The sequence below is a fragment of the Streptomyces sp. NPDC001980 genome (assembly GCF_040296885.1).
Lineage (GTDB): Bacteria > Actinomycetota > Actinomycetes > Streptomycetales > Streptomycetaceae > Streptomyces.
Map to the genome: position 1 here is coordinate 1 of NZ_JBEOYD010000057.1, position 19465 is coordinate 19465.

Here is a 19465-nt window from a genome sequence, read left to right on the forward strand (position 1 = left end):
ACCGCCGTCCGCTTCCAGGGCATCATCCACGACTTCGTCATGCTCAACGCCCTGCGCGAGACCCACGCCGCCGAAGCCGCCATCACCCTCGCCGTACGCACCCTCCACACGGCCCTCCACACCGACTGACGGCCGGTGGCGGCCCGTCGAGTGCGGCTCAGAAGGTCCGGAGACGGTACGGGCCGCCCAGGTCACGCACCTCCACGGAGCAGACCACGGCATGGGGCGCACCCAGGTGCTTTTCCAGCAGGGCGAGCACGTCCTCGGACAGCCGGGCCTTGACCGCGTCGGGCCGCCCGGGGAGCAGCCCCACCTCCACGTGCACGAAGTCCGCCGCATCGCCGTGCCGGTCCGCCGGCCGGGCCTCGGCCGCCTGCCGGAACAGCGTCTTGCACGTGCCCGCCGAACCGCTGCCCTCCACCACCGTCGGCTGGAGCTCTGCCGCGAAGACCCGCAGGTCGAAGGAGTCGGCGATCCGCGGGGAGTAGTCGACGGTGATGTGCGGCATGGCAACCCTGATCCTCTTGGCCGGCCGGCTTCCTCGACCGTGTTCCGCTGTGACGGTCACCCCCGGCACGACGCGTGTACTCGTGTGCGGCGAAGTTAGTTGTATCAGCCGTCGATCTGCCGGAGGTCCGGCGGAGGGGCCCGACCGGTCGGGACGTCCGGCGGGCTGGTGGACCACGTGCTCGCCCCTTGCCCCGATCGGCCGCTCGCGCGGCGCGCCTCGGCCGTGCGGGCGGGTGTCGGCGGAGGATCGGTGGGGCGGGCGGCCCCGGGACGGGCCGCCCGGTACCCCCCACACCTGCGAAGGCCCGGCCATGAAACTCTTCGACGAACCGCTGTTCCGGCTGTCCGGGTTCCACGGCGGTCCCGGCGGCACCCCGGCGGCGGCGTGACCGCCGCCGCGGGCGGCGGCCGCTACGGCGAGGCCGCCTTCCGTTCCGAACAGGCCGGCGAGGGCCGGCGCATCGACGTCGGCGCCCTTGCCTACGACGACATCACCATGGCGCGGCTGCGGGCGCTCGGCGCCGGGCCGGGGTGGCGTTGCCTCGACGTGGGGGCCGGCACCGGCACGATCGCCCGCCGGCTGCTGGACGAGGCCGGGGTGGAGAGCGTGCTCGCCGTGGACCGCGACGTCCGGTTCCTCGCCGAGCGGCCCGGGCTCGACGTGCTGGAGGCCGACATCACGGCCGACATCACCACCGCCGACATCACCACCGCCGACCTCACCGCCGCCGGCAGCGCCGCCCCGGACGTCGTCCCCGGCCGGTTCCGGCTCGTCCACGCGCGCTTCGTGCTGATGCACCTGCCCGAGCACGAGCGCCTGATCACGACGCTGGCCGAACTCGTCGCGCCCGGCGGTGTGCTGGTGCTCGGCGACGCGGTCGACCTGACGAGCGACCGGACGCCCGACACGCCGTACACCACGGTGATGCGGGCCATGTGGCAGGGGCTGCGGGCCACCATCGGCACGGACGTCTCCTGGGTGCCGTCGTATCCGCAGTTGCTGCGCGGTGCGGGGCTCGGGTCCGTGGCCGCCGAGATCCATGTGCCGCCGTTGCTTGCGGGCAGTCCCGTCAGCCGCTTCTGGGCGGACACCTGGAAGCGGAGCCGAGCGGCGATGCTCGCCACCGGCCTGGTCGACGACGCGGCCGTGGACGCGGCGATCCGGTACCTGGCCTCCGAGGAGTGTGCCGCGCTGTCGGCCGGCATGCTCACCGCCTGGGGCTGGAAGGCCGAGGACGGGTCCTCCTCCTGATCGGCGGGGCCCCGGTCAGGAGGCCGGGGCGGTGGCCTGGCTCCGGGTCTCCGCGAGGTGGAGGTCGATGTAGCCGGTGAGCGCCACCGCGTCCCGGGGGTTGTCGGCCTGGAAGGTGACGCGGCGGAGCAGGCTGACGTCGTCGAGCGTGACGCCTTCGCGGGCGAGGACGAAGACCAGGACGAGGAAGGCGGAGCGGGCGTTCCCGTCGTCGAAGGGGTGGAAGAAGCAGACGTCGAGGTAGGCGCGGGCGGCTCGGGCGGTCAGCGGGAGCGGCGCGCCACGGTCCTCGGCGCTTTCGGCCAGGCAGGCGTCGAGGCGGGCCCGGGTGTCCGGGGCGATGCCGTAGCGCTCCCGGCCGCGTTTGGCGAAGGCGGGCAGGGTGCGAAACGCAAGCGGCCGTGCGGTGCCCAGGACGTGCTGCTGCCAGCCCTGGAGCAGTGCGAAGTCGAGCGGCGCGCCGTACGCCGCGTCGGCCCGGAGCCGTTCGAGCGCGGCGAGCAGTCCCTCGGCGCGGGCGGGGTCCAGGGCATGGTCGAAGACGCGGATGTCCTCGGCCGCGCCGTCGCGCGTCGGTGTCACCGGTCCGTCCCCGCCGCGGTGGGAGGCCTCCTGCCAGGGCACGGTCTCGCGTACGGCGAGCCACCGTGCCAGGTGGTCGACGGCCGGCCCGGCGGGTGTCCGCGGTCCGCCGGACGGCGGCAGCGACCGCGCGAGGCGCTCCGCGATGTCGTCGACCAGCACGGTGTCGGGGCCGGTCCAGCTGTGGAACCGCCCGCCGACCGCCTCGTCGACGAGGTCGCGGGCGTCGTCCGGTGCGAATCCCCAGCGGCCGAGGAACCAGCCGAGCACCTGCTCGCAGTGCCCGTGCCAGCCGCTGCCGCAGCCGGTACGGTCGACGACCTGGAGGATCAGGTTCCGGGCGGCGCGCTCCCACAGGATCCGCTGGTCCTCGATACCGGCCGGATCCAGCGGATACGCCTCGAACCGCCCGGCGAGGCTCTCCAGCCACGCCCGCCACTCGCACAGCGCCGCGACGACCCGGTCGAGCGTCTCCTCAGGGGTGGTGACCGAATCCCGCGGGCAGCACCAGCTCCCGACGGGCCCGCCGCCGAAGTCCCCTTCGTCGTGCGCCCAGCGCCAGCCCACGGCCCAGCGTCCGTAACGCTCCATCAGGGCGTACGACATGGATTTCGCCCAGAGATTGCCGTCGCCATTGCTCCAGGTACTCATCGCCCGATCGGCCGGCGATACGTCAGGGGGGCTCGGGACACATCGGGCCGGACCGAGCGAGCGCACCACCCGCGCCGCCGCCGCGTGGTCGAACGGATGACGGGCGGGGTCCGCCTCGTCCCAGGACAGGTCGAACGGCCACAGCACGGACTTCACGGCGCAAGCCTCCTCGGCCGTCCCGCGGCCGGGCAACTGAATTGACCTCCGGCGGCCGCGCCGGGGGCCTTCCTTCCGCGGCTCGGTACGGATTTCCCGGTCCGCGGCACCTACGGAGAAATTCCTTGCCGGTCGGCGGCGGTCCCGGGGTGGATCCGGAAACACCTTCCGGCGGATCCGGCCTAGCCTTCCTGACGCGGCGAAACATGCGCAGCCCCCGGAAGGAGAGCACGTACGTGAACGACCGGACGCAGCAGGACGAGGCAAGCCCCGTGGTCCGCAAGCGTGTTCAGGACAGCTTCGACGGGCAGGGGCTGATGGCCCATCTCGGCGCGCGGATCACGAAGATCGCACCGGGCCGTGTGCACATCGTGCTGCCGGCCCGTCCCGAGGTGACCCAGCAGCACGGTTACATCCACGCCGGCGCCACCAGTGCGGTCGCGGACAGCGCCGGCGGCTACGCGGCGCTCACCCTGTTCCCCGAGGACTGCGAGGTCCTCACCGTCGAGTACAAGATCAACCTGCTCGCGCCCGCCGTCGGCGAACACATCGAGGCGATCGGCACGGTGCTGAAGTCCGGCCGGACCCTGACCGTGTGCCGGCTGGAGGTGTACGGCGTCCGGGACGACGGCGAACGCACCCTGGTGGCCAACGGCCAGCAGACGCTGATCCGCCTGGGCGGCACCGGCTGAGTTCCGCCCGCACGGCTTCGGCCGAGCCGCACCCGCGGCGTCTGGCGTGGCCCGACGATCAATTGTGTTGCGGCCGGGCAGGTGAGCCCGGTGAGCTGGTCGGATGGAAGGTGTGGCCGGGCAGGCGCGACGACCGGGGACCGGACGGGACCGTGCCGTCGGGGAGCGGTCGGCCTCGTGGCGCGGACCGGCCGTGCTCGTGGCCCTGATGCTGGCCGCGTTCACGTTCAACACGGCCGAGAACCTGCCGGTCGGGCTGCTGGAGCTCGTCTCCGGGAGTCTTCGGGTGTCGCTGTCGGCGGTCGCTACTGGCACCGCCGGCTGCTGAATCCGCAGGACGGGCTACTGAATCCGCAGTACGCGTCCAGGTCGCCGGCTCCTGCCCCGGTAGGACACCGGGGATCGCAGGCGCGCGACGTACCGCGGCGTCAGCGGCGGCCGCACCGGTCGCTGCGGCGGGCTGGTGCGGTCACGGCGTCCCGGGCCCGGCTCGGCGGCCGGTCGTGTGCGCGCTCTGCCCGACGAACGGGCTGGCCACCGGCGATACGGACGCGACGGTGCGCGATCGATACGCCGGACGTCTCGACGGCACCCCGGGACAACCCTGGCGGAACCTCCGATGCCGCTCGCTCCCGCGTCTGCCAGGTTGCCGGGGCACCCACCCGTCGGGCCGGGTCCGCCGGCCCGAACAGAGCCTCCGAGGAGCCAGATGAAGCGCCTGCTCGCCCTGCTCTGCCCCGTCCTCGCCGTCTTCGCCCTGACGTCCCCGGCACAGCCGGCGAGCGCGGTCTCCGCACGGTCGTCGCCGGAGCAGGCCTGTACCGGCCTGTCGGCGCCCCGGGTGAGCGGAGCGCACGTCGAGTCGATGACCGCAGCCGTCCGTCCCGCCCGGGGCGACTCCGTGCCCGCCGTCTGCGACGTGACCGTGGTGCTCTCGCACCCGGGCGTGGGCGACCGGGTGACGAACCGTGAGCTGCTCCCGCTGACCTCGTGGAACGGTCGCTTCGAGGCCCTGGGCGGCGGTGGGTACGCCGCCGGGGCGAGCGAGGACGGCCTCACCCAGGCGACCATGAGCGGCTACGCGGCGGCCACCACCGACGCCGGAGTCTCTTCCAACGCCGCGGATCCGTCGGCGTGGGCGCTGGACGCGCAGGGCCGGGTCGACTCGGGGCTGCTGGAGAACTTCGCCGGCCGCTCCCTGCACGACCTGGCCGTGGCCGGCAAGCAGCTGACGGCCGCCTTCTACGGCGGCGGCGACTTCTCCTCGTACTGGAACGGCTGCTCGACCGGCGGGCGGCAGGGGCTGATGATGGCCCAGCGGTATCCCGACGACTTCAACGGCATCGTGGCCGCGGCACCCGCCGTCAACTGGGACCGCTTCGTCCCCGCCGAGCTCTGGCCGCAGGTGGTGATGGAGCAGTCTGGCGACCTGCTGAGTTCCTGCGAGCTGAACGCCTTCACCCAGGCGGCGGTCACGTCCTGCGACGGCGACGACGGAGTGGTGGACGGTGTCGTCGACGACCCCGACCGGTGCGGCTTCGACCCCCGGACGCTGATCGGCGACCAGGTGACCTGCCAGGGCCGGACGATCCGGATCAGCGCCGAGGACGCCGCGGTCGTCGCCCGCATCTGGGAGGGGCCGACCACCGGCGCCGGCACGTCCCTCTGGTACGGCCTGAACCGGAGCGCCCCGCTGGCCCTCCTGGCCGGCACCACCGCGGCCGCCGACGGGACGCTCACCGGGGCGCCGTTCTCCATCAGCGCCGACTGGATCAAGTACTTCCTCAAGCAGGACCCGGACTTCGACACGTCGACGCTCACCTACGCCGGGTTCGAGCGTCTCTTCCGCCAGTCCCAGCGCGAGTACAACAAGGTCATCGGCACCGACGACCCCGACCTGAGCGCCTTCGAGGCGGCCGGCGGCAAGATGGTCACCTGGCACGGGCTCTCCGATCCGCTGATCATGCCCGAGGGCACGGTCGACTACCGCGAGCGGGTCGAGCAGACGATGGGCGGCGCCCGGCAGGTCGACTCGTTCTACCGGGTCTTCCTCGCGCCCGGCGTCGGGCACTGCGCCGGCGGCAACGGCCCGGTGCCCACCGATCCGCTGTCCGCCGTCGTGAACTGGGTGGAACACGGCAAGGCCCCCGAGACCCTGCCCGCGGCCAGCACCGCCGCCGACGGCACGGTCGTCACCCGCGACCTCTGCCGCTACCCGCTGCACGCCCGCTACACGGGCCACGGCCCGACCACGGCGGCCGCGAGCTACACCTGCCGCCGCTGACGGCCACTCCCCCGCTCCGCCCGGGAACCCGTCTCCCGGGCGGAGCCCAGGACCCGTTCGAACGGGGCTGTGCGCGGACCCGGACGGCATCTGCGCAGAAGCGACACACAGGCTGCACACTGCCTGGCCAAAGGCTCGCTACCGTTCTGGCCGTTCGATCCCACGTGCGATCGAGTTCAGGCCACGGCGCACAACGCCGCCGGCGCAGTCGAGTCAGGAAGACGCGGATGGACTACTGCTCCTCGTGCCGTCGGCACCTCAACGGCGCCTTGGCGTGCCCCGGTTGCGGCGCCTACGCCCCGGACATCGCCCCGCGCGCCGTCCCGGCTCCGGCGACGTCCGGCGCGGCGGCCTGGCAGGCCCCGGCCGACACCGCGTGGTCCGACCCGGACGCGTACGCCGAAGAGGCCGCCGAGGACCCGTACGCCGGCCCCGACGCCCCACCGTCCGCACCGCAGGGCCGGGCGGCCCGGCGGCGTCAGCGGGCCCGCTGGAAGAAGAACCAGCGGCGGGCCGTGGTAGCCACCGCGGTCGCCCTGGTCGGCGGCGGACTGACCGTCGCCTCCCTGGACCGGCAGGGCGGCGACCGGGCCCAGGCGGCCACGGCGCCGGACAACCGGCCCATGGGCCTCGCCGACGAGCAGGCCACGGACGCCGACCCGGCGGCGTCGGCACCGACCGGCCGGCACCGGGCCCCGGACCCCACGCCCTCCGCCCGCTCGGCGACGGCGAACGCCCCGCGGGAGCAGAGCACCGGCGTGCCCCATGCCACGCCGACGCCCGGTCAGGACACCGCCACCTCCGCGACCCGCGCGGCGACCTCCGCCGCCCGGCCGCACTCCGCCGCCACGGTGGCCGGCACCACGACCGGCGCGGCGGCGGAGCCGACGGCCACGCCCACGCCCACCGCCACCGCCACGACGCCCGCCGCCACCGGCACCTCGGCATCGTCGGCGAGTCCCGCACCGACCGCGTCCGCGACCTCGCCCTCGCACCTCTGCCTGCTGGTCATCTGCCTCGGCTGAACCGGCCGGGGCGCCGCGCCCCGGCCGGTTCGGCCGTGCGTCACCAGGGCAGTCGGCCGTTGACGTCGAAGTAGCCGCCGGTCGGTCCGTCCGGGCCGATCTGCGCCATCCTGACGATGATCTCGGCGCCCTGCTCCACGGTCTGCGTGCCGGTGTTGCCGTTCAGGTCCGTCTTGGTGAAGCCGGGCTCGACGGAGTTGATCCGCAGGACCGGGAACGCCTTCGCGAACTGCACGGTGAGCATGTTGACCGCGGTCTTGGACGTCGGGTAGGCGATACCCGGGTAGAAGTGCGCGGGGTGCTCGGGGTCGGAGAGGGCCGTCAGCGAGGCCAGGCCGCTGCTGACGTTGACCACGACCGGTGCCGCCGAGCGCTCCAGCAGGGGCAGGAAGGCGTGCAGGACGCGGACGACACCGAAGACGTTCGTCTCGAAGGTGTTCCGCATCTGGTCGGCGGTCACGGTCCGGGCCGTGGGGACGCTGTTGTCCGCGTTCCGGGACTCGATCCCGGCGTTGTTGACCAGGACGTCGAGGCCGCCGTCGGCCTCGATCCGCTGGGCCGCGGCCTCGACCGAGGCGTCGTCGGTGACGTCGAGGAGGACGAACCTGGCGCCCAGTTCCCCGGCGGCCCGGCGTCCGCGCTCGGCGTCCCGGGCTCCGATGTACACGGTGTGACCTGCGGCGATGAGCTGGCGGGCGGTTTCGTACCCGATGCCCTTGTTGGCTCCGGTGATCAGTGTTGTCGTCATGCCCCCAAGACTGCGCCCGGGCCGCGCGAGCAGCCAGAAGACCCTTCTTCCTGGGACTGCGGGTACCAGGCACAGCCGGGGCCGACCGTGTTGACTGGGGGTATGACGGCGACGGAACTCGGACAGGCACTGCGGCGCTGGCGCGACCGCGTCCCCCCGGATGCCGCCGGGCTGCCGGCCGGCGGCCAGCGGCGCGCGGCGGGGCTTCGGCGCGAGGAGCTGGCGCTGCTGGCCGGGATCTCGGTCGACTACGTCACGCGCCTCGAACAGGGCCGGGCGAGCAATCCGTCCGTGCAGGTGGTCGAGGCGCTGGCCCGGGCGCTGCGGCTGTCCGCGGACGAGCGGACGTACCTGTTCGGGCTGGCGGGGCTGGTGCCGCCGGGTCCCGACATGGTGCCCGCCTACCTCACGCCCAGTGTCCAGCGGCTCCTCGACCGGCTGGCCGGCACGCCCGTCGCGGTGTCCGACGCGGCCATGACCCTGCTGGTGACCAACCCGATGTACGCGGCGCTGATGGGTGATCCGTCCGGGCTGCGGGGCTTCGAGCGCAACGGCGTGTGGCGCAACTTCCTCGGCCGGCCGACGCGCGTGCGGCACACCCCCGGGGAGCGGCAGGCCTTCGAGGTCGGCATGGTCGCCGAGCTGCGCTCGACGGCCGCCCGCTATCCGGCCGACCGCCAACTGCAGCGGATGATCTCCGAGTTGCGGGCGGAGAGCAGGCGGTTCGCCGAACTGTGGGACGCGGGGGGCGTGGGCCGGCTGGAGGCGTCGCGGAAGACGGTCGAGCATCCGCAGGTGGGCGCCCTCACGCTGGACTGCGACCACCTCCGGGTCGAGGAGCACGACCTGCGCATCCTCGTGTACTCGGCCGAGCCGGGCACCGAGGCCGCCGAGAAACTGGAGCTGATCTCGGTGCTCGGCACCCAGAGCCTGGCCGGAAAGCACTGACGCTCCGGCGGGGCCCGGAGACCGCGTCACGGCGTGCACGCCTCCTTCAGCCTGTCCGCCGCGGCGTCGATCCCGCTGGAGTCGGGGGCGGTGTCTCCGTTCAGGACGGCCCTGTTGTAGTCCCGGAGCGCCGTGTCGAGGTCGTCGACCGCTTTGCCGACCTTGCCGTCGTCCGTCCTGCCACTGATCTTGTCCAGGTTGTTCTCGATGGTGGTGATGGACTCCCCGGTCCGTGCCGGGTCCTTGATCGCGTCGGCGCCCGCCCGGTTGACGGCCGTGATGCTGTCCGCGATGGAGTCGGCGCTCGTGAGGCAGTCCAGCGAGTCGTCGGGGTCGCACGCGGTGGCGAGGGCGGCGGTCAGGGCGACGGCGGCTGCGGCGGTGGCGAGGGCGGTGGTGCGTCGGCGTCGGTCGACGGCCATGAGGTCGGTCCCTTCTGGCGGCGGGAGCTCGGCGCTCCGGCGGTCGGTACCGCCCACGATTCCGTCGGCCGCCGCCGGCGACGAGGGAGCGGGCCCCCGGACCCGGGGTGTAGGCCGCTCCACCCTGTCCGACTCGGAAGGGCCGTACACCCGTCGGGCCGCCCGCACGACCGGGGCGGCGGGGCCCGCGCAGGGACTGCCCCGTCCGGGTGGTTGTTTTGGTCCGACGACGTTTCCGCTCCCGCTGTGGGGGCAGGATGGTCGCGGTCCGCGACGATTCGGGTCGTGGCAACGAGACGAGGGACACAGGAATGGCTCAGGGCAGCGTCAAGTGGTTCAACGCGGAGAAGGGGTTCGGGTTCATCGAGCAGGACGGCGGCGGCCCTGACGTGTTCGTGCACTACTCGGAGGTCCAGGGCAGCGGCTACCGAAGCCTGGACGAGGGCCAGCGCGTCGAGTTCGAGATCGGGCAGGGGACCAAGGGCCCGCAGGCGCAGCAGGTCCGGGCGGTCTAGCCCGGCCCGGTCGGTGCATGGCCGTCACCTCTCGGAGGCGGCCATGCGGATCAGCGGCTCGAACTGCCGCCGCACGTAGACGTCGAACGGCTCCGACAGCGCGCCGTCGATGACGTGCCGTACCCGGTGTTCCGCCGCGAATTCCTTGATCGTCGCGCGGGACTCGGGTCCCACGCCCCCGCCGATGATCAGCACTCCGAACTCCTCGGTCGCCAGGAGTTTCAGAGCCTCCTCGTCGGTGCTCACCCCTTCCGCGTCGAAGCCGTCCGTGCGCAGCGTGGCCAGGACCGCCGTCACCCTGGCGGGCGTCCTTCCGAGCACCGGTGTCCTCATGGTCGTTTCCTCTCCAACGAGCCGGCATCGACACGGCCCAACCTGGAAACTCAACCGGACTTGAGGTCAACCCCCGGCTTCCGGCCCGTACCCGTGCGAGCCCGCAACGGAAACTTGCGTAACTCAAGCAAAGCCTTTAGCTTCCTTTCATGTGGAAATCGGTGCGGCGCGCCGGGCGGGCCACGGTCCACCTCTCCCTGGCCGCCGCGATGGCGTTCGGAACGTGGATCTTCATCACCGTCCTCCTGATCACCGCGGTCGGCGCGGTCGTGGTCGTCGGTGTCTGGCTGCTGCCCGAGACGGTGCTGCTGATCCGGCGGATCGCGGGGGCCAAGCGGAGCCTGACCGCCGCCTGGACCGGGGTGCGGATCCCCGAGGCGTACCAGCCCCTGACCGGGACGATGCGCCAGCGGATCGTCAAGTCCGTGCGGGATCCGGGCACGCGCACCGACGCGCGTTGGCTGGTCGCGTACTGGTTCTACGGCGCGCTGCTCGCGCTCGCCGTGCCCCTGTGGCCGGTGGGTCTGGTCGTCGACGGTCTGTGGTGCGGGCTGCTGCGCCGCGAGGCGGTCGTCCTGCCGCTGATCGTGCGGCTCGCGGACCTGGAGGCCGACTGGTCGACCGCGCTGCTCAAACCGTCCCCGCAGGCCCAGCTGGCGGCCCGGGTCGAGGAACTGGCCGCGACCCGCGCCGACGCCATCGCCGCGCACGAGGCCGAACTGCGCCGGATCGAGCGCGACCTGCACGACGGCGCGCAGGCGCAGCTGGTGGCCCTGTCCGTACGCATCGGGCTCGCCCGGCGTGCCTACGGCGGGGATCGCGACACCGGCCTCCGGCTCCTCGACGAGGCCCAGGAACAGGCCGAGAAGGCGCTGACGGAGCTGCGGCAGGTCGTGCGCGGCATCCATCCGCCGATCCTGAGCGACCGCGGCCTGGCCGGCGCGGTCCGGGCGCTGGCGGCAAGCAGCGGACTGGAGGTGACCGTCGACGAGGGGGGCCTGGACCAGGGGGTGCGGGCGCCCGCGGCGGTGGAGGCGGCCGCCTACTTCGCGGTGGCCGAATCGCTGACCAACGTCGCCAAGTACAGCGGAGTGTCCCGTGCCGAGGTCCGCCTCGTCCGGGTCCGGCGCGGCCTGCGGGTGCGGGTGCGCGACGAGGGATGCGGTGGGGCCGACGAGGCAGGCGGCTCGGGGCTGCTGGGCATGCGGCGGCGGGTCGCCGCGCTCGACGGAACCATGGAAGTGTCCAGCCCGGTCGGGGGGCCGACCGTGATCGATGTGGAGTTGCCGTGCGTGTGGTGATCGCCGAGGACAACGCCCTCCTGCGGGAGGGACTGGTCCTGCTGCTGACCTCGGCCGGGCACGAGGTCGTGGCCGTCGCCGGGAGCGGGCCCGAGATCATGCCCGCCCTCCTGGAGCACCGCCCGGACGTGGCCGTGCTCGACGTGCGGATGCCCCCGGGCTTCCGCGACGAGGGGCTGCGGGCCGCGCTGGAGGCCCGGGAGCGGATGCCCGGGCTGCCGGTGCTGGTGCTCTCGCAGTACGTGGAGGAGACGTACGCCGGTGAGCTGCTGGGCGGCGGGACCAGCGGGGTCGGGTATCTGCTCAAGGACCGGGTCGGCCGGGTCGACGAGTTCCTCGACGCGCTGGACCGGGTCGCCGCCGGCGGTACCGCGCTGGACCCCGAGGTCGTCACCGAGCTCCTCACCCGCCGCAAGGACTCGCCGATCGACTCCCTCACACCCCGCGAGCGCGAGGTGCTGGGGCTGATGGCCCAGGGCCACGACAACGCGACCATCGCCGGCACCCTCGTCGTCACCGAGCGCGCGGTCCACAAGCACATCGGCAACGTCTTCCTCAAGCTCGGCCTGCCGCCGAGCGACAGCGGCCACCGCCGGGTGCTGGCCGTCCTCGCCTACCTGGCCCACGCGCCACGGGCGTGATCGGGACGCATGGCCGGTCGCGCCGCGGGCGTGAGCGGGGCGGGTGGCCGGTCGCGACACGGCTCAGGACCAGGGCTGGTCGGCCGCCCGGGCCCGGGCCGGCTTCGGCCTGCGGTGGCTCGCGACCAGGCCGCCGGCCGCGCCCAGGGACACCAGGCCCATGAACGCGGCGCCCATGATGCCCTTCGCTCCGTCCAGGGCGACGTACATGGCGACGGCCGTGGCCCCGTTGAACAGGAAGAGGAACCAGAGCGTCCCCCGCCGCGCCAGGAACGCCTTGATCTTCGGCTTCCTCGCGATGCGCGAGCCCGTCAGGAGCGAGACGCCGATGCCGGCGTAGGTGGCGATGTCCTGCCGGGTGCCGTCGAGGACGGCGCCGGAGGCGGAACTCGCGGCCAGTCCGCCGGCGAAGCACGACCACAGCAGCAGATCGGAGACGAACGCCTTCACACGGGCGAGCGGATGCATGGAACTGTCCTTCGGTAGCCGGATGCGAGGGGATGGTCCGACCGGCGGTCCGTTGCGACCTCTGCCGATCTCCCGCATCCACGATTCCGGCGTCCGCGCTCCGGCACGAGGAAGCCCGCTCCCGGGTCCGTGGTGTAGCGGGCTACACCACGAGCCCGCGCCGGGGACCCGGCGGCACCGGCGGGTGCGGACTACGACCCGGGTGAGTCGGTGCCGGTCATCAGGTGGGCCGCGCGTTCGGCGATGGCGAGGACCGTCGCGTTGGTGGGCGCCGACACGATCGACGGCATGACCGAGGCGTCCGCGATCCGCAGTCCCGCGACGGAGCGCACCCGCAACTGCGGGTCCACCACGGCGAGTTCGTCCGTGCCGATCCGGCAGGTCCCCACGGGATGGAAGTACGTGCTCGCGGTGGCCCGCAGGTACGCGCGGCAGGAAGCGTCGTCCCGGACGTCCGCGCCGGGGCTGGACTCGGTCGACCGCCAGGGTGCGAGTGCCTGCGTCGCACCGAGTTCGCGGGCGAGGCGCAGGCCGACGACGAGCCGGTCGAGGTCCCGTTCGTCGGTGAGGTAGGCCGGATCCAGCAGCGGAGGCACGGCCGGGTCGGCGCTCCGCAGCCGCAGGGCGCCCCGGCTGCTCGGGTCCATGAGGGAGAACAGGATGGACCAGCCGCCGGGGTCCGCCCCGGTCCACCTGGGCCGCAGCGCCGCCCCGGCGAAGAGCAGCAGCAGGTCGGGGGCCACGCCGTCGGCGCTCCGTGTGAGCACCTGCGCCTCGGTGGACGGGCCGCTCGGCAGCGGCTGCCGGGAGCCGTGCACGACGTAGCTGGTCACGTGGTCGTGGAGATTGCCGCCGACGCCCGGCAGATCGGCCAGGACCTCGACGCCGGTGTCCCGGAGGTGCCCCGCGGGGCCGATCCCGGAGACCATGAGCAGGTGCGGGGAGCCGATCGTGCCGGCGGCGAGGACGGTCTCCCGCTCGGCCAGGACGGTCCGCACCTCACCGGCGACGGTGTACTCCACCCCTCGGCAGCGTCCGCCCGCCACCAGGAGCCGGCGGGCGTGGGCCCCGGTGACCACGGTGAGGTCGGGCCTGGCGAGGACGGGGCTCAGATAGGCGTCGGCGGCACTCTGCCGCCGGCCCCCGGCGACGTTCGTCTCCCGCCACGACACGCCTTCGCTCGCCGCTCCGTTTCCGTCGTCCAGCGGCTCGTGCCCGGCCTCGACGGCGGCTCGGAAGGCCGCCTCGGCGAAGGCGCTCGGGGCGGGCCCGGCCTCGATGCGCATGGGGCCGCCGGTGCCGCGCACCGACGGGTCACGGCCCTCGGCCGTCTCGCTGCGCCGGAAGAACGGCAGCAGGGTCGAGTAACTCCAGTCCGTCGCCCCCTGCTTCTCCCAGGCGTCATAGCCGCCGGGGTGGCCACGGTGGTGCACCATGCCGTTGATGGCACTCGACCCGCCCAGCACCCTGCCGCGCGGCCACGCGTGCACGGCGTCCCCGGTGCCGGGCTGCGGGGTCGTGGCGTACGCCCAGTCCACGGGGGAACCCCACAGGGCGAAGGCCGCCAGGGGGTCGGGGTACGACATCTCCGCCGGGCCGCTCGCGCCGCCTGCCTCCAGGAGCACCACACGGGTGCCCGGCTCCTCCGACAGCCGCGCGGCCAGCACGCAGCCCGCGGTGCCGCCTCCGACGACGACGTAGTCATAGGTCAGTTCTGTCATTCTCGTTGCTCCTGAGATCGGTGCGATCGTGGCCGGTGCCGCACTGGCTACGCACGGCACCGTGGCGGGGTTCACCGGAATCGTCGGCAGCTCCGGCCGGCCGGAGCGACGGCTTCGCCCCCTGGTTCGGGGAGCTATCGGCCGTGGCTGCGCCGGTGGTGCGATTCGGCGTAGGCGTGGCTGCGGAAGGCGAGGACGGGGTCGTCCGAGAGCTGGATGCCGTCGGTGAGACGGGTGGGGTCGAAGGGCTGCGTGTTCCGGTGGTCCGGGTCGTCGCAGGGTGCGGTGATCTCCAGGCGTCCGGCGGTGATCTCCGTGCGGTGGTCGGGCCAGGTGGTAGTGGGGTCGTGGGTGGGGTCGCCAGGATCCGCGAGCTGGACCCGGAGGCTGAACGAGACCGGTGCACGCTCCAGCCGCCCGCGGATCTCGTCGGTCAGGTAGTGGGCGGTGCGGGTGGCCGCCTGGTCGGCGGTCAGGGCGAGGCGGCCGGCCTCCGGTTCCCAGCGGTACCGCACGGCCCGCCCGGTCCCGGCCGCATCGACCCAGACGAAGGCGTGGACGGCCCAGTAGGCGGCGGAGGCATAGCTGACCGGTACGGGAGGCTGCTGTGCGACGGCTTCGGCGAGGTGCGGGTGGGCCTGGACGAAAGCGTGCACCCGGGACGGGTCGGGGTGACCGCTGACGGGGTCGGGGCGCAGGGCCTCGGTCAGGTCGAGGAACTCCCGGGGAGTGGCGGCGACGAACCGGGGGACGGTGAGGGCGACGAGATCGGTGTCGGTGCCGTCGTGCAGGTGGAAGCGAGTGGCCATGCCGCGGGTGACCGGGGCGGTGTCGGGGGTGCGGGGGTTTCCCTCGGAGTTCGAGAACCGCACGGTGGCGGCTACCGGCCGCGCCTGCAGGTGTGCCGCCGTGGTCAGGGCCGCGGCGGCCCCGGTGGGAGTGAACACGGCCCGGAAGCCGACCCCCCGGGCACTGGAGCGGCGGTGTCCCGGCTGCCTCCCCCCGCTCATGCGCTCCATGCTGTCGACCACCTGAACGGCCAGGGCCCGGCCGGCTGAACTGTTGGGCATGGCAATCCTCCAAGGACGAGACGGGTACGGGGTCCGGCGGGCTGTCCGCCGGCACCGCAACGCTGCGTCTACGAGCCGTTCCAGGCCCCGGTTCACTCTTCTCCGGGGAAAGTCAGGCAGCCTGAGCGCCGTCGCCCGCGCGGCCCGCCGCCCGGCCGGTCACCGCTCGAACGCCGCCACGATCAGAATTGACCCGGTAATTCAGGATCGTTCCAACTCGCTGGACGCCACCGCTCATTCATGTTAGAAAAGCACATGCATTTTCGATTGCTTGGACACCTCGAAGTGATCGCGTCCGACGGGTCCCCGATTGTTTTCTCGGGCCCCGTGGGGCGCGCGGTCATCGCGAGGCTGATCCTGGCTGACGGGCGTCCGGTGCAGAGCGAGGCTCTCGTCGGCGAACTGTGGGGCGAACGGGCGGCGAGGAATCCCGCCAACGCCTTGCAGGTGCAGATGACAAAACTGCGTGCCGCCTTCACCGCCAGAGGTGCGGGAGGACGACTGGTGACGCAGGCGGGCGGCTATCGGTTGATCCTGTCGGAACACGACCGGGTCGATGTCGCGGAATTCGAGAATTACGTCCGGCTCGGCCGCGAGAATCTCAGAAAAGGGAATCACGCGGAGGCGGAGGAAATGCTGCGGGAGGCCCTGGCGCTGTGGCGGGGGCCCGCCCTCGAAGACATGACCGGACTTTTCTTCGACGCGGAGCGTGCTCGGCTGGAGGAACTCCGGGTCACCGCCGACGAGGATGCCATGACCGCGGGAATGAGCCTGGGAAAGGCCGAGGAACTCGTCGCGGAACTGGTACGTCTGGTCGCCGCCCATCCCCTGCGGGAAAAGCCGCGCGCCCAGTTGATGCTGGCGCTGTACCGCTGCGGACGACAGGCCGAGGCACTCGACGTCTTCCACGACGGACGGAACCTGCTGGACTCCCGGCTCGGACTCGCCCCGTCTCCCGAACTGGACGCGCTGCACGTGGCGATCCTTTCGCGCGATCCGTCCCTCACCGGGCCCGGCGGTCCTTCCGGCAACGGGCCTGTTCCGGGGCCCGGTTCGCGGCAGCCGGCGTCGGCGGACCCGCGCCCGGAGGGAAACCTGGCACTGCCCCCGGGCGCGTTCGTGGGACGCGCCGACCTGCTGCGCAGCCTCCGGGAGGAAATCGGCCGTCAGCGCCTCGTCACCGCCGTCGGGCCGGGCGGTGTGGGCAAGACCCGGCTCATGCTGCAGGCCCTGTCCCAGCCGGCGGACGGCGGCGCGGGCGTCTGGTGGATCGACCTCGTGACCGTCACCGACGACGGCGTCCCGGCGGCTCTCGCCGCCGCACTCGGCCTGTCCGAAAGCTCGGTCACCGCGGACCAGCAACCGCTGAGCCCCCTCGAACGGATCGTCTCCTTCCTCAAGGAGCGCACGGCGATCGTGGCATTCGACAATTGCGAGCACGTGCTCGACGGCACCGCGGTTCTCGTGCGGAGACTGCTCGGCCTCTGTCCGTCGGTCACGATCGTGGCCACCAGCAGGGAACCGCTGGGCACAGCAGGCGAGACGCTCTTCCCGGTGGATCCGATGGACGCGGAGGAAGCCGCCCGGCTCTTCGCCCTCCGCGCCTCGATGATCAACCCGTCGTTCGACCGGAACGCGGCGAAGAGCTCCGAGGTCATCGATTTGTGCCGTCGCCTGGACGGACTTCCGCTCGCCGTCGAACTGGCGGCAGCGCACGTGAGAATGCTCTCCGTCCCGGAAATCGATCGGCGGCTGAACGATCGGTTCGCCCTGCTGGTCAAGGGTGAACGCACCGGGCCTCGACGGCACCGGACCCTGCGTGCGGTTCTCGACTGGAGCTACGCCCTGCTGGGCCCCGCCGAACAATGGATGCTCGGCGAACTCGCCCTGCGCGTGGCCGGATGCTCCGTCGAGGACGCGGAGAAGGCCGAACTGCCCGGACCGGCACCGCAGACACGATCGGAACCGCAATCGGCATCGGGATCAGCACCGCAACCGGAATCGGATGACGCCGCCGGCCCTCTTCTCGTCCTGAGCCAACTGGTCGACAAGTCGCTGATCTTCACCGTACGCACCGCCGACGGGACCCGGTTCCAGATGCTGGAGACGGTACGCGAGTACGCCTTGGCGAAGCTTGCGGCGGAAGGAGGTCTGCCTCAGGCACAGGACCGCTTCATCGCGTGGTCACTGGGGTTCGTCAGGGAAGGCCACAAGGGGATGCCGTCGCCGGAACAGGCCGCCTGGTCCCGGCGGGTCGCCGCGGAATCCGCCAATCTCCGGGTCGCCTCCGACCTCATGACGCGCAGGGGACGGGTCACCGACGCGCTGCTCCTCGAATCGACCCTCGGGTACTTCTGGTACATCCTCGGCCGTGAGGAAGAGGGGATCGACCGGCTGACCCGCACCCTGGACGCCTACGACGGCGCCGCGCGGGCCTCTGCCGACCGCAGCCGGCCGCGCCCGGAGGAGGAGTGGGCCCTCTGCTACGTCTTCGTCTGGCTGGCCTGGCTGAACCACGTCTCCGGACGGCATGACAGGGCACTGACGTACGAGAAGCGCTACACGGAGACTTGGCGGAGCGCCGGGAATCCGGACCTGGCCGTCGTGGGCCCGGTCTGGGAGGCCCTGCACGCGCGGCTCGCCGCCGAGGACGGGTGGGAGGACCGGTTCGCCACGGCGGACGCAGGGATCGCCGGTACGGAGTTCGGCTGGGACCGCGTCGCCCTGCACTATGCCTGGTCGGCCTACTGCCTGCATGCGGGAGACGCGGACGCCGCGCGGGAGCACGCGCTGACCGGCATCGAGGTGTCCAAGGCCATCGACGACCCCGTCACCCTGTCGGTCTGCCTCACGGCCTGCGGTGACGCCGAGGAGAGCGTCGGGAGAAGGGCGGCGGCCCGGGAGCTGTGGAACGAGGCGAGTGACGTCTTCCGGTCCATGGGCGCTCGTTCCCGCTGGGCCTACCGGGCGCTGCGGCTCGCGTTCCTCGATGTGGGAGACGGACTCATCGACTCGGCCGACCGGAGGCTGTCCGAGGTGGAGAAGGTCGCTTCCGAACTCGCCTCGTACGACCTCAGGGCCGCCGTCGCCAATCTGCGAGGCGTGGTCCTGACCGGCCAGGGACGCCACGAGGAGGCCGAGGCCGTCCTCCGTGAGGTCTGGTCGTCGCCGGCCGCGCCCCGTAACCGCAAGGCGGTGGCGGGGCTCGCCCTCGTCCGCTGCCTGCCCGCGCCGCAGCCGGGCAGCGCCGCGGAGGCGGAGTCGCGCGGCATTCTCCTGGAGGTCGGCCGGCTGACCGATCTGCTCGTGGAGCCTCTCACCCGGAACGCGGTCCGCTGCCTGCTGGCCGAGATCACGGAGCGACGGGACACCGTCGCGTCACGGGGCCGCACCCTCCACGAACGCCTGCCGGGCCCGCCGTCCGTGCTGGCCGCCTTCTGCTGAGGACGGCCGTGCGCGGGGACCGCGGGCCCCGCTCAGCAAGGGGTGTAGCCGCGCTCCGCCAGTGCGGTGCGCAGCGCCCTGAGGGCCAGGTGGGTACGGGACTTGACCGTGCCGCGGGGTATTCCGAGGAGCGTCGAGGTCTGTGCCACGGAGTGGTCGAGGAAGTGGGCGTGGACGAGGATCTCGCGGTGCTGGAGGGTCAGGTCGGTCAGGGCTTCCCGCACGATCTTCCCGCTGAGGGCGTGGTCGACGTGTTCCGGGCCGGCCAGGTCCCGCAGGGCGGTGTCGTCGGTCTCCGGTGGGCGGGCCCGGCGGGCGCGGTGGCCGTCGATCACGAGGTTGCGCACGACCGTCACCAGCCAGGGCCGGACGCCCTCGGCTTCGGGGTCGAGGACGGCGGCGTGCCGCCAGGCCCGCACAACGGCCTCCTGCACCACGTCCTGGGCCTGATGGGTGTCCCCGCGGAGCAGTCCCGTCGCCACTCTCAGCATGAACACCCCGTGCTTGTCGTAGAGGGCACGCACGAATGCCTCGTCGCGTGCCCGGTCCCGGGCGCGTCCACCCGGTCGCCGCTCGTCCCCGAGCCGGTCGTCTGTGCTGTGCCTCATGCCCGCGTTCCCCTGCGCGCGGATACGGAAAGCACGCCGCGCAAACTCGTCAAAAGCCGAACGGGCTCACCGTCCGACGGACCGCTTGCCTGCC

Annotated in this window: 18 protein-coding genes and 2 pseudogenes; 11 read left to right on the top strand and 9 right to left on the bottom strand. The window is 72.8% G+C overall.

The window, feature by feature from the left end; all coding sequences use genetic code 11:
- Positions 1 to 129: pseudogene (locus ABT137_RS45775) on the top strand (esterase); the annotation flags it as partial.
- Between the two features lie 28 nt (positions 130 to 157).
- Here the strand turns inward: ABT137_RS45775 and ABT137_RS45780 are convergent.
- Complete coding sequence (locus ABT137_RS45780) at positions 158 to 508, bottom strand: 5-carboxymethyl-2-hydroxymuconate Delta-isomerase (protein WP_351718772.1); 351 nt, start codon at positions 506 to 508, stop codon at positions 158 to 160.
- 387 nt (positions 509 to 895) lie between these two features.
- Here ABT137_RS45780 and ABT137_RS45785 point away from each other — a divergent pair, with 387 nt between their 5' ends.
- Positions 896 to 1762 (top strand): class I SAM-dependent methyltransferase, encoded by an 867-nt coding sequence (locus ABT137_RS45785; protein ID WP_351718775.1) that lies wholly within the window; start codon positions 896 to 898, stop codon positions 1760 to 1762.
- Positions 1763 to 1777: 15 nt separating this feature from the next.
- Here ABT137_RS45785 and ABT137_RS45790 read toward each other — a convergent pair whose 3' ends face one another.
- Positions 1778 to 3151 (bottom strand): Fic family protein, encoded by a 1374-nt coding sequence (locus ABT137_RS45790; RefSeq protein WP_351718778.1) that lies wholly within the window; start codon positions 3149 to 3151, stop codon positions 1778 to 1780.
- Between the two features lie 236 nt (positions 3152 to 3387).
- Here ABT137_RS45790 and ABT137_RS45795 point away from each other — a divergent pair, with 236 nt between their 5' ends.
- The 4 genes and pseudogenes from ABT137_RS45795 to ABT137_RS45810 all read left to right on the top strand — a co-directional run bounded on the left by ABT137_RS45795 (position 3388) and on the right by ABT137_RS45810 (position 7152).
- The gene (locus ABT137_RS45795) at positions 3388 to 3843 is read left to right on the top strand and encodes a PaaI family thioesterase (protein ID WP_351718781.1); all 456 of its coding nucleotides are present in this window, start codon (positions 3388 to 3390) and stop codon (positions 3841 to 3843) included.
- Between the two features lie 103 nt (positions 3844 to 3946).
- Positions 3947 to 4165, top strand: a pseudogene (locus ABT137_RS45800) (MFS transporter); the annotation flags it as partial.
- A gap of 387 nt (positions 4166 to 4552) precedes the next feature.
- A complete protein-coding gene (locus ABT137_RS45805; RefSeq protein WP_351718784.1) occupies positions 4553 to 6127 on the top strand; it encodes a tannase/feruloyl esterase family alpha/beta hydrolase in 1575 nt (524 codons plus the stop codon).
- A gap of 227 nt (positions 6128 to 6354) precedes the next feature.
- Complete coding sequence (locus ABT137_RS45810; RefSeq protein WP_351718786.1) at positions 6355 to 7152, top strand: SCO2400 family protein; 798 nt, start codon at positions 6355 to 6357, stop codon at positions 7150 to 7152.
- A gap of 40 nt (positions 7153 to 7192) precedes the next feature.
- Here ABT137_RS45810 and ABT137_RS45815 read toward each other — a convergent pair whose 3' ends face one another.
- Positions 7193 to 7900 carry an SDR family oxidoreductase gene (locus ABT137_RS45815; protein WP_351718789.1) on the bottom strand — a complete coding sequence of 236 codons (708 nt, stop codon included), beginning with the start codon at positions 7898 to 7900 and terminating at the stop codon, positions 7193 to 7195.
- A 102-nt stretch (positions 7901 to 8002) separates the two neighbouring features.
- Here ABT137_RS45815 and ABT137_RS45820 point away from each other — a divergent pair, with 102 nt between their 5' ends.
- The gene (locus tag ABT137_RS45820; protein WP_351718791.1) at positions 8003 to 8848 is read left to right on the top strand and encodes a helix-turn-helix domain-containing protein; all 846 of its coding nucleotides are present in this window, start codon (positions 8003 to 8005) and stop codon (positions 8846 to 8848) included.
- Between the two features lie 26 nt (positions 8849 to 8874).
- Here the strand turns inward: ABT137_RS45820 and ABT137_RS45825 are convergent, their stop codons facing one another.
- Positions 8875 to 9270, bottom strand: coding sequence for a hypothetical protein (locus ABT137_RS45825; RefSeq protein ID WP_351718794.1), 396 nt, complete (start codon positions 9268 to 9270; stop codon positions 8875 to 8877).
- Between the two features lie 311 nt (positions 9271 to 9581).
- On the opposite strand from ABT137_RS45825, the gene ABT137_RS45830 reads away from it, so the two are divergent.
- The gene (locus ABT137_RS45830) at positions 9582 to 9785 is read left to right on the top strand and encodes a cold-shock protein (RefSeq protein ID WP_181809315.1); all 204 of its coding nucleotides are present in this window, start codon (positions 9582 to 9584) and stop codon (positions 9783 to 9785) included.
- Positions 9786 to 9809: 24 nt separating this feature from the next.
- Here the strand turns inward: ABT137_RS45830 and ABT137_RS45835 are convergent, their stop codons facing one another.
- Entirely contained in the window at positions 9810 to 10118 is a 309-nt protein-coding gene (locus tag ABT137_RS45835; protein ID WP_351718797.1) for a hypothetical protein, read from the bottom strand.
- A gap of 149 nt (positions 10119 to 10267) precedes the next feature.
- Between ABT137_RS45835 and ABT137_RS45840 the strand changes: the two genes are divergently transcribed.
- Both ABT137_RS45840 and ABT137_RS45845 read left to right on the top strand, forming a co-directional pair.
- Complete coding sequence (locus tag ABT137_RS45840) at positions 10268 to 11419, top strand: sensor histidine kinase (protein ID WP_351718799.1); 1152 nt, start codon at positions 10268 to 10270, stop codon at positions 11417 to 11419.
- A complete protein-coding gene (locus ABT137_RS45845) occupies positions 11407 to 12060 on the top strand; it encodes a response regulator (RefSeq protein ID WP_351718802.1) in 654 nt (217 codons plus the stop codon). Before ABT137_RS45840 ends, ABT137_RS45845 begins: the two co-directional genes overlap by 13 nt.
- A gap of 63 nt (positions 12061 to 12123) precedes the next feature.
- On the opposite strand, the gene ABT137_RS45850 is transcribed toward ABT137_RS45845, so the two are convergent.
- The 3 genes from ABT137_RS45850 to ABT137_RS45860 form a co-directional block, all read right to left on the bottom strand.
- Positions 12124 to 12528, bottom strand: a complete 405-nt coding sequence (locus ABT137_RS45850) for a hypothetical protein (protein ID WP_351718805.1) — start codon at positions 12526 to 12528, stop codon at positions 12124 to 12126.
- 191 nt (positions 12529 to 12719) lie between these two features.
- Entirely contained in the window at positions 12720 to 14249 is a 1530-nt protein-coding gene (locus tag ABT137_RS45855) for a GMC family oxidoreductase (RefSeq protein ID WP_351718808.1), read from the bottom strand.
- Between the two features lie 134 nt (positions 14250 to 14383).
- Complete coding sequence (locus ABT137_RS45860; protein ID WP_351718809.1) at positions 14384 to 15319, bottom strand: catalase family peroxidase; 936 nt, start codon at positions 15317 to 15319, stop codon at positions 14384 to 14386.
- A gap of 255 nt (positions 15320 to 15574) precedes the next feature.
- Between ABT137_RS45860 and ABT137_RS45865 the strand changes: the two genes are divergently transcribed.
- Positions 15575 to 18763, top strand: a complete 3189-nt coding sequence (locus ABT137_RS45865) for an AfsR/SARP family transcriptional regulator (RefSeq protein WP_351718812.1) — start codon at positions 15575 to 15577, stop codon at positions 18761 to 18763.
- A gap of 32 nt (positions 18764 to 18795) precedes the next feature.
- Here ABT137_RS45865 and ABT137_RS45870 read toward each other — a convergent pair whose 3' ends face one another.
- Positions 18796 to 19371 carry a sigma-70 family RNA polymerase sigma factor gene (locus ABT137_RS45870; RefSeq protein WP_351718815.1) on the bottom strand — a complete coding sequence of 192 codons (576 nt, stop codon included), beginning with the start codon at positions 19369 to 19371 and terminating at the stop codon, positions 18796 to 18798.
- Positions 19372 to 19465: the final 94 nt, after the last annotated feature.

Coding starts and splice junctions, on each gene's coding strand:
- ABT137_RS45835 (WP_351718797.1), bottom strand. CDS start 10,118: ATGAGGACACCGGTGCTCGGAAGGACGCCCGCCAGGGTGACGGCGGTC.
- ABT137_RS45780 (WP_351718772.1), bottom strand. CDS start 508: ATGCCGCACATCACCGTCGACTACTCCCCGCGGATCGCCGACTCCTTC.
- ABT137_RS45870 (WP_351718815.1), bottom strand. CDS start 19,371: ATGAGGCACAGCACAGACGACCGGCTCGGGGACGAGCGGCGACCGGGT.
- ABT137_RS45850 (WP_351718805.1), bottom strand. CDS start 12,528: ATGCATCCGCTCGCCCGTGTGAAGGCGTTCGTCTCCGATCTGCTGCTG.
- ABT137_RS45820 (WP_351718791.1), top strand. CDS start 8,003: ATGACGGCGACGGAACTCGGACAGGCACTGCGGCGCTGGCGCGACCGC.
- ABT137_RS45840 (WP_351718799.1), top strand. CDS start 10,268: ATGTGGAAATCGGTGCGGCGCGCCGGGCGGGCCACGGTCCACCTCTCC.
- ABT137_RS45810 (WP_351718786.1), top strand. CDS start 6,355: ATGGACTACTGCTCCTCGTGCCGTCGGCACCTCAACGGCGCCTTGGCG.
- ABT137_RS45815 (WP_351718789.1), bottom strand. CDS start 7,900: ATGACGACAACACTGATCACCGGAGCCAACAAGGGCATCGGGTACGAA.
- ABT137_RS45865 (WP_351718812.1), top strand. CDS start 15,575: ATGCATTTTCGATTGCTTGGACACCTCGAAGTGATCGCGTCCGACGGG.
- ABT137_RS45860 (WP_351718809.1), bottom strand. CDS start 15,319: ATGCCCAACAGTTCAGCCGGCCGGGCCCTGGCCGTTCAGGTGGTCGAC.
- ABT137_RS45830 (WP_181809315.1), top strand. CDS start 9,582: ATGGCTCAGGGCAGCGTCAAGTGGTTCAACGCGGAGAAGGGGTTCGGG.
- ABT137_RS45855 (WP_351718808.1), bottom strand. CDS start 14,249: ATGACAGAACTGACCTATGACTACGTCGTCGTCGGAGGCGGCACCGCG.
- ABT137_RS45825 (WP_351718794.1), bottom strand. CDS start 9,270: ATGGCCGTCGACCGACGCCGACGCACCACCGCCCTCGCCACCGCCGCA.
- ABT137_RS45805 (WP_351718784.1), top strand. CDS start 4,553: ATGAAGCGCCTGCTCGCCCTGCTCTGCCCCGTCCTCGCCGTCTTCGCC.